General features: G+C 68.5%; 15 protein-coding genes. 7 read left to right on the top strand and 8 right to left on the bottom strand.

The window, feature by feature from the left end; translation table 11 throughout:
• Positions 1-64 precede the first annotated feature (64 nt).
• Positions 65-274 (bottom strand): hypothetical protein, encoded by a 210-nt coding sequence (locus AOZ06_RS17400; protein WP_054290360.1) that lies wholly within the window; start codon positions 272-274, stop codon positions 65-67.
• A gap of 216 nt (positions 275-490) precedes the next feature.
• Complete coding sequence (locus AOZ06_RS17405) at positions 491-787, bottom strand: hypothetical protein (protein ID WP_054290361.1); 297 nt, start codon at positions 785-787, stop codon at positions 491-493.
• 157 nt (positions 788-944) lie between these two features.
• On the opposite strand from AOZ06_RS17405, the gene AOZ06_RS17410 reads away from it, so the two are divergent.
• From AOZ06_RS17410 to AOZ06_RS17425, 5 genes are all read left to right on the top strand, one after another.
• Complete coding sequence (locus AOZ06_RS17410) at positions 945-2,084, top strand: epoxide hydrolase family protein (RefSeq protein ID WP_054290362.1); 1,140 nt, start codon at positions 945-947, stop codon at positions 2,082-2,084.
• Positions 2,085-2,188: 104 nt separating this feature from the next.
• Entirely contained in the window at positions 2,189-3,424 is a 1,236-nt protein-coding gene (locus tag AOZ06_RS17415) for a glycoside hydrolase family 76 protein (RefSeq protein ID WP_236952271.1), read from the top strand.
• Positions 3,399-3,665: a hypothetical protein gene (locus AOZ06_RS59960; protein WP_225954809.1), complete on the top strand. Its 267-nt coding sequence runs from the start codon at positions 3,399-3,401 to the stop codon at positions 3,663-3,665. The genes AOZ06_RS17415 and AOZ06_RS59960 overlap by 26 nt, the downstream gene beginning before the upstream one ends.
• A 99-nt stretch (positions 3,666-3,764) precedes the next feature.
• Positions 3,765-4,568, top strand: a complete 804-nt coding sequence (locus AOZ06_RS17420) for a glycoside hydrolase family protein (RefSeq protein ID WP_054290363.1) — start codon at positions 3,765-3,767, stop codon at positions 4,566-4,568.
• A 25-nt stretch (positions 4,569-4,593) separates the two neighbouring features.
• Positions 4,594-5,325: a thaumatin family protein gene (locus AOZ06_RS17425; protein ID WP_054290364.1), complete on the top strand. Its 732-nt coding sequence runs from the start codon at positions 4,594-4,596 to the stop codon at positions 5,323-5,325.
• Here the strand turns inward: AOZ06_RS17425 and AOZ06_RS17430 are convergent, their stop codons facing one another.
• From AOZ06_RS17430 to AOZ06_RS17440, 3 genes are read right to left on the bottom strand one after another with little or no spacing between them, the layout of a single operon-like run.
• Positions 5,326-6,291 carry a terpene synthase family protein gene (locus AOZ06_RS17430; protein ID WP_054290365.1) on the bottom strand — a complete coding sequence of 322 codons (966 nt, stop codon included), beginning with the start codon at positions 6,289-6,291 and terminating at the stop codon, positions 5,326-5,328.
• Complete coding sequence (locus tag AOZ06_RS17435; protein WP_063810056.1) at positions 6,288-7,070, bottom strand: squalene/phytoene synthase family protein; 783 nt, start codon at positions 7,068-7,070, stop codon at positions 6,288-6,290. The genes AOZ06_RS17430 and AOZ06_RS17435 overlap by 4 nt, the downstream gene beginning before the upstream one ends.
• Before the next feature lie 28 nt (positions 7,071-7,098).
• The gene (locus AOZ06_RS17440) at positions 7,099-8,130 is read right to left on the bottom strand and encodes a family 2 encapsulin nanocompartment cargo protein polyprenyl transferase (RefSeq protein ID WP_054290366.1); all 1,032 of its coding nucleotides are present in this window, start codon (positions 8,128-8,130) and stop codon (positions 7,099-7,101) included.
• 360 nt (positions 8,131-8,490) lie between these two features.
• On the opposite strand from AOZ06_RS17440, the gene AOZ06_RS17445 reads away from it, so the two are divergent.
• On the top strand, positions 8,491-9,816 hold the full coding sequence (locus tag AOZ06_RS17445) for a cytochrome P450 (RefSeq protein ID WP_054290367.1): 1,326 nt from the start codon (positions 8,491-8,493) through the stop codon (positions 9,814-9,816).
• 3 nt (positions 9,817-9,819) lie between these two features.
• Here the strand turns inward: AOZ06_RS17445 and AOZ06_RS17450 are convergent, their stop codons facing one another.
• Together AOZ06_RS17450 and AOZ06_RS57835 are read right to left on the bottom strand one after the other, a co-directional pair.
• The gene (locus AOZ06_RS17450; protein ID WP_054290368.1) at positions 9,820-10,446 is read right to left on the bottom strand and encodes a LysE family translocator; all 627 of its coding nucleotides are present in this window, start codon (positions 10,444-10,446) and stop codon (positions 9,820-9,822) included.
• A gap of 88 nt (positions 10,447-10,534) precedes the next feature.
• Complete coding sequence (locus tag AOZ06_RS57835; RefSeq protein WP_169798936.1) at positions 10,535-10,984, bottom strand: nucleoside hydrolase; 450 nt, start codon at positions 10,982-10,984, stop codon at positions 10,535-10,537.
• On the opposite strand from AOZ06_RS57835, the gene AOZ06_RS57840 reads away from it, so the two are divergent.
• Complete coding sequence (locus tag AOZ06_RS57840; protein ID WP_054290370.1) at positions 10,874-11,125, top strand: hypothetical protein; 252 nt, start codon at positions 10,874-10,876, stop codon at positions 11,123-11,125. The two genes, AOZ06_RS57835 and AOZ06_RS57840, sit on opposite strands and share 111 nt — an antisense overlap.
• A gap of 77 nt (positions 11,126-11,202) precedes the next feature.
• Here AOZ06_RS57840 and AOZ06_RS17465 read toward each other — a convergent pair whose 3' ends face one another.
• Positions 11,203-12,132, bottom strand: a complete 930-nt coding sequence (locus AOZ06_RS17465; RefSeq protein WP_054290371.1) for a LysR family transcriptional regulator — start codon at positions 12,130-12,132, stop codon at positions 11,203-11,205.
• Positions 12,133-12,229 lie beyond the last annotated feature (97 nt).

A 12,229-nucleotide genomic window follows, 5' to 3' on the forward strand; every position in this document is an offset into this window, starting at 1 on the left:
GACACTCCAGGTCTGCGTAGGGAGATCACGGGGAAAGGGGAACGCGTAGAACCTGAGCGCGACTTCACGTGCCCTGCTCGGGTTTGTCGTGCAGCAGGCAGTACCGGGTGAACAGGTCGTTGTACTCGGTGTCGAACCGGGCCAGGTCAGCCTCTGACAGGTGGATGACCGCGCGACTGCCCGCGGCCCACGGCCCGAATTCGGTGCGGATGCGCGCTGCCCACGTCAACAGCCGCAGTTCGGACTGGTATTTCTGCTCCAGGTACGCCGCCATCCGCTCGTCGGTCTCGGCAGGCCGAGTGCTGCTGCCAGGTCGCCCGCGTCTGCCGGGGCGGTGACGCCGAGCGCACGGGTCAGCTCCCGGTACGACTCGTCGCTGTTGATCCCGATGTCCCCGGCGTTCAGCCGACGCGCCGGCATACCCCGGTGAGCAGGACCTTGGCCTGCCACAGCAGAACCACGGCCATCGGCACCTCGGCGCACACCGCCATCAGCACACTCGTCCACCGGTCGTGGCTCGACCAGTCGAACACCACGTCGAACCACGCGTCGCACGCAGCATCGCGGCCGTGGCGGCCATCATCGGCACGGCCGCGCGCCGACGGCGAAGCCCCAGCCGCACGGCAACGGCGAAGCAGCACACCAAGGCGATGTCGAACCCGACCCAGGCCAGCCGCCACTCACCGATCCGGTGATGATCGGGCAACACACCGGCCAAGTAGATCGTCCACGGCACCAGCAGCACAGCGGCGCCGCCAACGACCAGCAGCAGAAGACGTCGGGACATACCAGCACGGTATGCGCGAATGTCCTGGCCGGGCCATGCGGGATGGCCCTGACGGGAGGACTCGCCGCTGACGCCCGGAATCCGCGAGATCCACGGTATCCCGGCTGGTGATCGCCTAGCGTGTAGGCAAGCCCTGCCGAGGACGAAAGGCGACCGCGTGATCACCCCGTTCCGCATCGATGTCCCCCAGGCCGACCTGGCCGACCTGCGTGCGCGGTTGCGGCGCACGCGCTGGCCGGACGCGGAGACCGCCACCGGCCACGAACAGGGCGTGCCATTGGCGTATCTGCGGGATCTGTGCGCTTACTGGGCGGAACGGTACGACTGGCGCGCCACCGAACGCAGGCTGAACGCGCTGCCGCAGTTCCGCACCGAGATCGACGGTGTCGGAATCCACTTCGTGCACGTCCGTTCCCCGCACCCGGGTGCGCTCGCGCTGGTGCTCACGCACGGCTGGCCGGGTTCGTTCCTGGAGTTCGAGAAGGCCATTCCGCTGCTCACCGACCCCGCCGACCCCGCTGACGCGTTCCACGTGGTGATCCCGTCGCTGCCCGGTTACGGGTTCAGCGACCGTCCACGCGAGACCGGATGGGGTGTGCAGCGGATCGCGGCTGCCTGGGCGCAGTTGATGGCTCGGCTGGGATACGAGCGCTACGGTGCGATGGGCAGCGACTGGGGCACGAGCGTCACCACGAGCCTCGGCCAGCAGGACGCGGCGCACCTGGCCGGGATCCACCTCATGCCCCCGCTCGCGGCGCCTGATCCGGCCACGTTCGACGACCTCACTGAGGCGGAGTCCCGTGCGCTGGCTGACCTGCGGCACGCCGAGGCGCACGAGTCCGGCTACAACGAGCAGATGACCACCAAGCCGCAGACCGTCGGGTACGCGCTGAACGACTCCCCGGCCGGGCTGGCGGGATGGATCGTGGAGAAGTTCCGGTCGTGGATGGACTGCGGCGGTGACCCGGAGACCGTGCTGACCCGTGACGAGATGCTCGACGACATCACGTTGTACTGGCTCACCGGCACCGCCACGTCGTCGGCCCGGCTGTACTGGGAGAGCTTCCGCCAGGTCAGCGAGTGGTTCAGCTCGTCGGTTGTGGACACGGTCGACGTGCCCGCCGGGTGCTCGGTGTTCCCCAGGGAGATCCCGCGCCCGTCTCGTCGCTGGGCCGGGCGGCGGTACACCGACATCCGGCACTGGGGTGAGCCCGAGCGCGGCGGGCATTTCGCCGCCTTCGAACAACCTGAGATATTTACTAGTGAAGTACGCGCTTTCTTCCGGTTGGTGCGATAGGAACCACAACCGGCGTTGACGCTGCGCCGGGCGAAACCCTAGTCTCTGGTTGAGAGCGCTCTCTCCCCCCGTTCGAGCTTCCGACCCCTGCGTCGGGAGGTCTCGTGCTGAGAGCTTCACTGATCACGCCCGCCCTGCTGGCCGGTGTCCCGCCGGTCGCGGCGCCGGTGCGGGACCCGGTCGTGGTGTGCGACGACTTCTACTGCGACGCCCGCGATCCCGCTTTGCGGCCCGGTTCGCAGCGTTCCGCCTATCGGCCTGGCGGCACCACGACACCCAAGCCGGGCGGCCCGCTGTCGACGGGAGCCGTGGTGCCCGCGGCCGCGATCTGCAACAAATACTGTGACGCGCGTGATACCGCGCTCGCGCCCACCGCGCGATTAGCCCAGACAGTCACCGTGGGCGGCCGTCAGGTTGCCCTGTACTCCGACGACACCGGCGCGATGGGGTGGGCCGGGATCGTGTCGGGTGCGCCCGGTGACGCCATCTGGCTCGACCGGTCGTTCGACGCCGGGGTCAGCTGGGGAGTGGGATCCAGACTCGGGGACACCCGCATCCCGGCTGGCGCCAACGGTTGGCGCACGATGACGTACAACGTGGACGACTGGGTCCAGCTCGGCGTCGGCCTGCTGCGCGCCTGCGGCCAGCCCGCCGGATCGCCCGGCATCGCGTGCACCAGCTGGTACCGCACGACCTGGAACGCGGGTGAACGCCGGACAGCCGCGGCCACCGCGCTCATGCAGCGCTACAACCTCACCACCGGCCTGTTCGACACGACCGGCTGGTGGAACTCGGCCAACGCGCTCACCGCGATCATCGGCAACATCCGCACGACGGGGATGGGCAGCTACAGGTACGCCATCGCCCGTACCTACGACCTCAACCTGCGTGCCTGGCAAGGCAATTTCATCAACGACTACAACGACGACGTCGCATGGTGGGGCCTGGCGTGGCTCGACGCGTACGACCTGACCGGCGACACCGGATACCTCAGCACCGCGAAGCTGGAAGGCGACCACATGTTCCGCTACTGGGATTCGGTGTGCGGTGGTGTCGTGTGGTGGAGCGCCAGCAAGACGTACAAGAACGCCATCACCAACGCGTTGTACGTACAACTCAACGCCGCACTGCACAACAGGATCCCCGGCGACACCGTCCACCTGCAACGCGCACGAGCCGGTTGGACGTGGTTCGCCGACAGCGGGATGATCAACAGCTCCAACCTTGTCAACGACGGCCTCACCACGTCGACGTGCCGCAACAACGGTCAGACGCCGTGGAGCTACAACCAAGGGCGTTCCCCTTGCCGCGCTGGTGGAACTCAACCGCGCCACCGGTGACGCGAGCCTGATCACCAAGGCCCGTGCCATGGCCGGCGCGTCCACCACCAGTGCGTTGCTCAATCCCGGCGGGATCCTCTTCGACAACGGCGGTGGCGGGGATGTGCCTTCCTTCAAGGGGATCTACGTACGTGCGCTCACCGCGCCCAACAAAAGCCTGGCCGACCGTCCGTACACCCCGTACCTGCACCGCCAAGCCGATTCGGCGTACACCCGGGACCGCTCCAGCTCCGACTCGTAAGACCAACCCTGGGCCGGTCCGTTCCAACGCAGTGACGGCGCACGGCAACACTGTGTGCTCGACTTGATGAACGCGGCAGGCTAGATCGAGGAGAGGCCCATGCGATCGTTGCGCTACCTGATCGTTTTCCTGCTGGTCGTGTCGTCGTTCGCGGTCGCTCCGGCAACCGCGGTCCAGGCGACGAAGAAAGGTGTCAGTGCGGCGAACTTCTCCGGTGTCACGAGCGCGCTCGCGGATTCGCGGGTCGGCTGGTACTACACCTGGGCGTCCGGCAAACAGGGCATCACCGCGCCGAGCGGGGTGGAGTTCGTCCCGATGATCTGGGGTCAGGGCTCGGTCACCGACGCCGAGTTGAACCAGGCCAAGGCCCTCGGCACGAGCTTGCTCGGCTTCAACGAGCCCGACATGGCGGGTCAGGCCAACATGGCAGTCGAACGGGCGCTGGAGTTGTGGCCACGGCTCCAGGGGACGGGAATGCGGCTGGGCGCGCCGGGTGTGGCGTTCGGCGGCGACAAGGCCGGTGGCTGGCTCGACCGGTTCATGAGCGGTGCCGCGGCCCGCGGTTACCGCGTGGACTTCATCCCGCTGCACTGGTACGGCAGTGATTTCTCCGCCGCGGCGACAGGCCACCTCGAGGGGTACATCCAGGCCGTGTACAACCGCTACCGCAAGCCGATCTGGCTCACCGAGTTCGCGCTCGTCGACTTCACCGGCTCGACGCCGAGGTACCCGAGCCAGGCACAGCAGTCCGACTTCATCCGCGACTCCACGGCCATGCCGCAAAGCCTTTCGTACGTCGAAAGGTATTCCTGGTTCACGCTGTCGACCGGTACGAGCCGGACCGGTTTGCCCACCGGCGCGACCGCCAACCAGTCGGGCGTCGCGTACCGGGCCGCAGCGTGATCACCTTCTCGCACAAGGAGGAGCAATGCGCAAGATCCTGTTCGCGGTGATCGCGCTGATCGCCGTCCTGACGACAGCGAAGGCGACGGCGGCGGCTGCCGACCACACGGTCACCTTCGTCAACCAGTCCGGCCAGGCGATCTGGGTGGGCAGCGCCGTCAACGCCGACGGCTCGGTGAACTTCACCCGCCTGCCCGTCCCGCGGAACGGCCAGTCCGCGACAGTCACCATTCCCGAGTCGGCCGCGCCGAACCACTGGCGTGGCAAGTTCTTCGCCCGGCAGGGCTGCGGCGGCACCTCCGGCAGCACGTTCCGCTGCAAGGTCGCCGACTGCGGACCGTGGGCCGACCGCTGCACCACGGGCGAGCAGCCGGCCAGCCTCGCCGAGTTCAACTTCGACCGCAAGGACGCACTGGCGCCCTGGTACAACGTCAGCTACGTCAACGCGTTCTCCCTGCCCATCACGATCACGCCACGCGACGCCCAGGCGACCCCGCCGGAGTGCGAGGCGATGGGGTGTACGCAGAACCTGCTGCCGTACTGCCCGCCCGCGAACCTCACCCGATGGAACGACGGCACCCCGATGCTGTGCACGAACCCCAACCGCGACGCCAAAACCCCGTACAGCAACGCCATCCAGTCGCGGTGCCCGAAGGCGTACGCCTGGTCCAAACAAGACACCGAGCCGGGCAACAGCGTCGTAGGCCAGTGCCGCAAGTGCAGCGGGTTCACCGTCACCTTCCACAACGGCCGGTAGTCACACGGGCAGTGCGTCGATGACGTAACGGCCGCACTCGCGGATCCAGACCAGGTGGCCCGCGACCATGTCCTGCAAGCTGTCGACGAGCTCCGGCAGCTTCTCCTCAGCGCGCTGCCGGAGACGTCCGGCGAGGGCGAGGAACTGGCTGGTCTGGGCGCGTAGCTCCTGCGCGGCCATGTCCATGCCCTGCTGCAACGAGCAGTCGTACGCGTGGGCGAGGACCGCGGGCAGGTTCATGAAGTGCCCGCGGTAGGCGTCCCGCGCACAGGAGAAGATGTCATTGGTGGTGGTGAACAAGGTCATCGACAGGCGGACCAGTTGCCGCACCGCCGGATCCAGCGCGGTGGCCAGCGGGACTTCGAAGCCGCGCACGATCTCGTTGAGGTCGACGAAGAACGGCAACGTGCTGGTGGCCCACCTGATCTCCCGGTAGTCCGCGAGCGAGGCAACAGCGCGCTGCAGGTCGTGCGCGCCTTCGACGAGCCAGCCGAGCGAGTTGTGCAGCATGTCCCGTTGGATGCGCTCAGCCTGCTGGGGACTGGCCCACGTGAGCGTGCGCAGCCACAGGTCGCGGTAGGCGTGCTCGAACGGGTCGTCCGTGGCGGGAACCGTGTGCGGATCGGCGGCGATCCTGTCCAGGTGGAGGCAGCGGATGCCCAGTGTGCGCAGCTCGTCGGGGTTGGTGACGGCCGCGATCCGGTCGTCCCACATCGTGTAGAAGGCGCACATGTTCGCGGCGAGCAGCACCCGGTCCGTCGCGCCGACGGGGAAGTAGTGGGCGAAGGTCTTGCCGAGCAGCTGGGCGCGGACGCGTTGCTCGTGGTCGGCACCGCGGACGAAGCCGAATTCCTTGAGCCAGGAGACAGTTCCTTCTTCCAGCTCCTGCCAGTCCGGATGCAGCCGGGCGGGGAACGGGAACGACAGGTCGGGGATCGTCAGCGCTTTGATCTCGGCGGGAATCACACGTCCCCCTCGCGGTTCGTGGACGGCATGGGCACCCAGGCGGCTTCGTCCAGCGCGGCGTGGTAGCGCGCGAGGGCAGGGGAGCAGAAGGCGTGGGCTGGCCCGCCCTCGGGCAGTGCGGCGAGGTAGGAGTCGGCCAGCGGCAGTTCGGCGCGGGCGTACCGGGTCATCTGCGCCGCGTCCCACCCGTCCGGCCAGAAGTCCACATCGCGCTCGGTGTCCTCGGCGTGGTCGAGGAGGATGTTGATGGCCTGCAAGGCTCGTCCGTACGCGATGCCGTGCGTCCGGTTGGTGACAGTGCCGTCGTGCCATGCCCACAAGTCCGACAGCATGAGCACGAGCGTGCCGGAAACGGCATAGGTGTAACGGTCCAAGTCGCGTTTGGTCGTGACGGTGAACCCGGTACGGGCCCAGTCGGCCATCCGCTCGGCCATCGCGGCGAAGGTCTCCCACACCCGCGGGGCGACCGCAGGCGGCGCCAACACAGCCCATTCGCCGACGCGCTGGGTGACCTCGGGCAGCACGTCCTCGTGCCCGGCCAGCGCCGCGGTGAAATCGGCCGGGGCGAACCGGGTCTGGAAGGTCCGGCTGGCCGATTCCAGCAGCCCGGCCTTGGTCTCGCCGTCGAGGCCGGGGTGGTCTTCGATCTCGTCGATGGCACGCATGCACAGGTAGGCCGACGTGATGGCCTCGTTGAGCCCGGCCGGCATCGACATCACCGGCTCGTACCACGTCGTGCTGTAGGCACGGACCATCTCGTGCCCTTCTTGCAGGGTCATGGGATTCCTCCTGATCGCGGTGATCGGCTCAGTGGGTGCGGCCGACGACGAGGTGGCCGAGCGCGGCCAGCTCAGCTCCCGCGCCGCCCGCCGGGTCGAGGTTCGCCAGCTGGTCCAGAGCGTGGGCCAGCAGCCGGTCCGCCTCCTGCCGGCTCCAGCGCCTGCCGCCGGCCGCGTCGACCAGTGCCGCCGCGCGTGCCGCGTCCACATCGGACAGCGACGCCGGGCGGGCGTAGAGGTCGGCGAGTTCGCGCCCCGCCGCGCACGGCGATCCCAGCGCGGCGACCACGGGCAGGCTTTTCTTGCGGTTGCGCAGGTCCGAGTGCACCGGTTTACCGGTGACCACGGGATCTCCCCAGATGCCGAGCAGGTCGTCGACGTGCTGGAAGGCCAGCCCGACAGCGGCGCCGAACCTGCCGAGCAGCTCGACGCGCGCCGGGTCCGCGCCCGCCGCGAACCCGCCGAGCGCGCAGCTGGTGGCCAGCAGCGCACCGGTTTTCCCCTCGGCCATCCGGACGCACTCCGCCGGTCGCACGTCGTCGCGGCTCTCGAAGGCGAGGTCCTCCGCCTGGCCGCGGATGAGGTCGATCACCGCGTCGGACAGGGCGCGCAGCGCCAGACGCGCGTTCGGCAGACCGCTCGTGGCCAGGAGGTCCAACGCGAGCGTCACCAACGCGTCGCCGGTCAGGATCGCGGGCCCGGCACCGAACACGGTCCACGCCGCCGGTCGATGCCGCCGGACTGTGTCGCCGTCCATGACGTCGTCGTGCAGCAACGAGAAGTTGTGGACGAGCTCGACCGCGACCGCGGCGGGCAAGGCCACCTCGGCGTCGGCCCCGGTTGACTGCGCGGCAAGCAAGGCGAGCGCGGGACGCAGCGCTTTGCCGCCGTCAGCGGCGGTCGGCCGACCGGCAGCGTCCCACCAGCCGAAGTGGTAGCCGCTGATCAGCCGGACGGTACCGGGCAGCCGGTCGACGGCCGCCCGCAACGCGGGATCGACGAGATTCCGGCTCCACCGCAGCACTTCGGGGACCGGACGGGCACCGGCAGTGGTCTTCATCGTGGCCTCTCCAGGCAGGAACCGCGCGCCCACCGATACCGGAAATGCGCACACGGAACCATTCGCATTTGTCGGAAGCCAGACCCCCAGCGCGATCGAAACCCATTCGATCTGCGGCTACTCCCATTAGTACCGGCTGTGCCCGGGATGCGCAACACAAGGGCCCGCGCCGGAAGTCCGCAATCTGCGATAAATGTAACGACGTCATCGAACGGAGAGCGCAAGAGCGGGGTTGACGGGCCGCAGTAGTCTGGCTGACGTCATCGCGTGCCGTGTTTGAACGCCAGCCTCTGAATCGCGGTTCCCCCGCGCAGGGCGCACCACGGATTCGATCTTTTGCCTGCCCAGCCAAGGAGAGAAATGTCCATTCCGGTCGCGCCCGGTCGATGGGTGTTGTTCGGGCACACCCCGTCGATGCTGCGGCGACGCGTCGATTTCACCTCGTCGTTGCGTGCGTACGGCGACATTGTGCGGGTCCACCTCGGTCCGATGCGGACCTTTTTCCTGACGAACCCGGAATTGGTACACCAAACCCTGGTCACCAAGGCGGCGAGTTTTGAGAAGGGCGCGTTCTTCGACATGTTCCGCCCGTACGTCGGGAACGGGATCATCATGTCGAACGGCGACTTCCACCGGCGGCAGCGACGGCTGGTGCAACCGGCGTTCCACCGCGCCAAGCTCGCCGGTTACGCCGAGACGATGCGCCGGGTCTCGGCCGATGTGGCCGGCTCGTGGAAACCCGGCCAGGAACTCGAGGACCTGTACTCCCACATGTACCACCTGTCGGTGACCACGGTCGGCGAGACCTTGTTCTCGACTGAGCTGGGCAAGCGGGCCATCGCGGAGGCCCGCCGGTCCATCCCGGTCGTGTTGCGGGACGGTGTCGTGCGGGTGCTGTCGCCGTCGATCCTCAACCGCGTGCCGATCATCCCGGCCAACCGCCGGTTCGACCAGGCGTCCGGCCGGATCCACCGGGTGGTGCTCGACGTGATCAGGGCGTGGCGGGCCGACGGCCGCGACCGCGGCGACCTGCTGTCGATGTTGCTGCTCGCCCGCGACGAGGACACCGGCGAGGCCATGAGCGACCAGCAGGTCTTCGACGAGGTGCTGAACCTGTTCATCGCGGGCAGCGAGACCAGTGGACTGGCGTTGACCTGGCTGTTCCACCAGTTCGCCGAGAACCCGGACGTCGAGCGCCGGGTCCGTGACGAGATGGACCAGGTGCTGGCCGGCCGCCCGATCACCTTCGACGACGTGCCGAAGATGCAGTACACCCGCCAGGTGATCAACGAGGTGCTGCGGATGTACCCGATCTGGTTCGTGATGCGGCGGGCGCGGACCGACGTGGAGATCGGCGGCGAGCACATGCGTGCCGGAACCGAGTTCATCATCAGCCCGCACGCCATGCACTACGACCCGCGCTCCTATCCCGAACCCGACCGGTTCGACCCGGACCGGTGGACGCCGGAGAGGACGGCGGCCCTGCCGAAGGGCTCGTTCATCCCGTTCGGCGCGGGCAGCAGGCAGTGCGTCGGGAACTCGTACGCGTACACCGAGATGACCATCGCCGTGGCCACCATCCTGGCCCGCTGGCGACTGGTCGCCGTGCCCGGCAAACCAGTGCTGACCAAGGTCAACGCGGTGCTGTACCCGAGCCCTGTGGCGATGACCGCGGTCCCGGTCTGACCGTCAGCTGGTGGCGACCAGCGTGACGCCGAGGCCGACCAGCGCGGTTCCGGTCACGCGGTCGAGCGTCCGGCGTGGGCCGCTGCGGCGCATGAGGGTGGACAGCCGTGCCGTGAGCAGCACGAACAGCGCCCACCACAGCACGCCGACAGCGATGTCGAGTGTGCCGAGCAGGAGGACCTGGGAGGCGGCGGGAGCGGACGGGTCGAGGAACTGCGGCAGGATGCTGACGAAGAACAGCGCTGCCTTCGGGTTGAGGACGTTGGACAGGAACGCTTGCCAGAACAGCCGGGCCGGGCGCGTCCCTGGGTCCGGTTGCTGGTCCGGCCGGTTGTCGCCGTACCGCCGCCGTGACTGCAGGATCGCCTGTATGCCAAGGAATATCAGGTAGGCGGCACCGGCGAACTTGAGGACGGTGAACGCGACCGGGCTGTGCAGCATCGCGGCGGACACGCCCAGTGCCGCGGCTGCCATGTGCACGCACAGTCCACACTGCACCCCGGCGGCGGCGAGGAACCCGAACCGGCGGCCTCTGGCGGAATTGCGGAGCACCACCATCCAGTCCGGGCCCGGCACCACGTAGGCCACCACCACTATCCCGGCGAACGCCAGCAGCGTCTCGGTGCTCATCCGTCCCCCTGATCTCAACCGGACACGTCACGGGTGGGATTCCCGTTCCTGCCCGGTCGAATCCTTCGGACGTGGTCACGGGGTCCGGTCAGCCGGTCCAGCATCCGCTTGTGCAGGTCGTCGAGCGCGACATCGGACGCGACCAGCACCTCGTGCCGCGCGCCGGGGAGTGTGCCCTGCTGTCCGCGACGAGTGCGCCGCGTGCCGGCCCGAAGCCGCACTCGGCGTCGACCGTCATCGGACGGCGTTCCAGGATGTCCGGCCAGATCACCTCGGCCAGGGCGACGGCGTCGTGCAGCACGAGAACGTCCGTGCCGAGCAACTCACGGTAGTGGGCGCGGCAGGGGCGTGACATCGCCGCCAAGGTGGAGCCGATCCGGCCCGATCCGCCGAGCCGGTCCAGCCACGTCGAATCCACCCGGGTGCGGTGCGTGAGATCCGGTGGCACCACGGTGATCGGGACGCCGCAACCGGTGAGCACGCGGCGTGCGGCACTGCCGCCGGACGCGCGATCCTCGGGAATCTGGTGGACGAGCACGGCGCTGCCGGGGCGTTCCCTGTCGCGCCGATCACCGCCGCGGTGGCGTTGGTGCTCGCGGTGACGGTCACGGTCGCCGACCGCAACCGTGGCAGGTGGCTGCCGGACGAACGACCAGCTCCGGAGCTCACCAACAGCTAGACCCGGGCCCAGATGTGGCCTTCGGCGTGCAGACGCGACCAAGGTGGCCTTCGTTGCGTCTGGCCAGGCCCCGGCAATCAGGATTGCCGCAGCTGATCGTGGAACGGAGTCGTCATGCGCACGTGCGCCCAATAGGCGTCACGGGCCAACGCGGCGAGCTTGGGCAGCCGCGTCGCCATGAGACCGTTGCGAGGACAGGCGATCAAGTGGCGCATGGACAACGGGTTGCCAGCCAACGGGCGCACCACTGCGCCCTCGCCCGGTTGGTACACCGGCTGGCACGCGGTCACCGCCCGGCCTGTCCGGACCAGTGTGCGGATGGAGTCCGTGCTGTGTGTGGTGTAGCGGACATCAGGGCGGAAACCTGCCTTCCCGCACGCCGCGTGGAAACAGTCCGGCCAGCCCGCGCCGTCCGACGGCGTCATCACCCACGTCCGCTCCGCCAACGCTGCCAGCGGCACCTCCAGCGACACTGACAACGGATCCGACTCGGCCAACGCCACGAACACCGGTTCACGCACGATCATCTCGCACAACACGGCGGGTGTTGATCGTTGCTCGTAACCCGGGTAGTCCACGAGCGTTGCCACGTCGAGCCGTCCGGCCACCAGCAGGTCCCACAGCAGCAGCGGCGAATACTCCATGACCAGCCGTACGTCGGCGCTGTCACCCAGCAGTTCGACGAGCCCGACCGACACCGACTCGATCGTGCCGCCCAGCGCGATGGCCGAGGAGGAGTCGTTGGTGAGCCGGGCGGCGTCCCGTGCCAGCTCGTCGACTCCGTGCAGGATCGCCCGCGCCCGCAGCAGCACGAAATCCCCGACCTTCGTCGGCGTCATGCCGTGGGCGCTGCGCACGAACAGTTCCGCGCCGATCTCCTGTTCCAGCCGGTTGAGCCGCGCGGACAGCGCAGGCTGAGACATCCGCAGCACCGCTGCCGCCTTCGTCAGGCTGCCGGCCTCGGCAATCGCGCACACCGTGCGCAGGTGGCGTAGCTCCAGCTCCACCCGTCAGAGGGTGCACCATCCACCGCTTGGATGGGATAGGGGATTTCCCACAGCGCCGTGGACGGCACAGCCTTGCAGTGGCGTCTCCCTGCAACGG

This window comes from Kibdelosporangium phytohabitans (assembly GCF_001302585.1).
Classification (GTDB): domain Bacteria; phylum Actinomycetota; class Actinomycetes; order Mycobacteriales; family Pseudonocardiaceae; genus Kibdelosporangium; species Kibdelosporangium phytohabitans.

Coding starts and splice junctions, on each gene's coding strand:
- AOZ06_RS17400 (WP_054290360.1), bottom strand. CDS start 274: ATGGCGGCGTACCTGGAGCAGAAATACCAGTCCGAACTGCGGCTGTTG.
- AOZ06_RS17405 (WP_054290361.1), bottom strand. CDS start 787: ATGTCCCGACGTCTTCTGCTGCTGGTCGTTGGCGGCGCCGCTGTGCTG.
- AOZ06_RS17420 (WP_054290363.1), top strand. CDS start 3,765: ATGCGATCGTTGCGCTACCTGATCGTTTTCCTGCTGGTCGTGTCGTCG.
- AOZ06_RS17425 (WP_054290364.1), top strand. CDS start 4,594: ATGCGCAAGATCCTGTTCGCGGTGATCGCGCTGATCGCCGTCCTGACG.
- AOZ06_RS17435 (WP_063810056.1), bottom strand. CDS start 7,070: ATGACCCTGCAAGAAGGGCACGAGATGGTCCGTGCCTACAGCACGACG.
- AOZ06_RS17440 (WP_054290366.1), bottom strand. CDS start 8,130: ATGAAGACCACTGCCGGTGCCCGTCCGGTCCCCGAAGTGCTGCGGTGG.
- AOZ06_RS17445 (WP_054290367.1), top strand. CDS start 8,491: ATGTCCATTCCGGTCGCGCCCGGTCGATGGGTGTTGTTCGGGCACACC.
- AOZ06_RS17450 (WP_054290368.1), bottom strand. CDS start 10,446: ATGAGCACCGAGACGCTGCTGGCGTTCGCCGGGATAGTGGTGGTGGCC.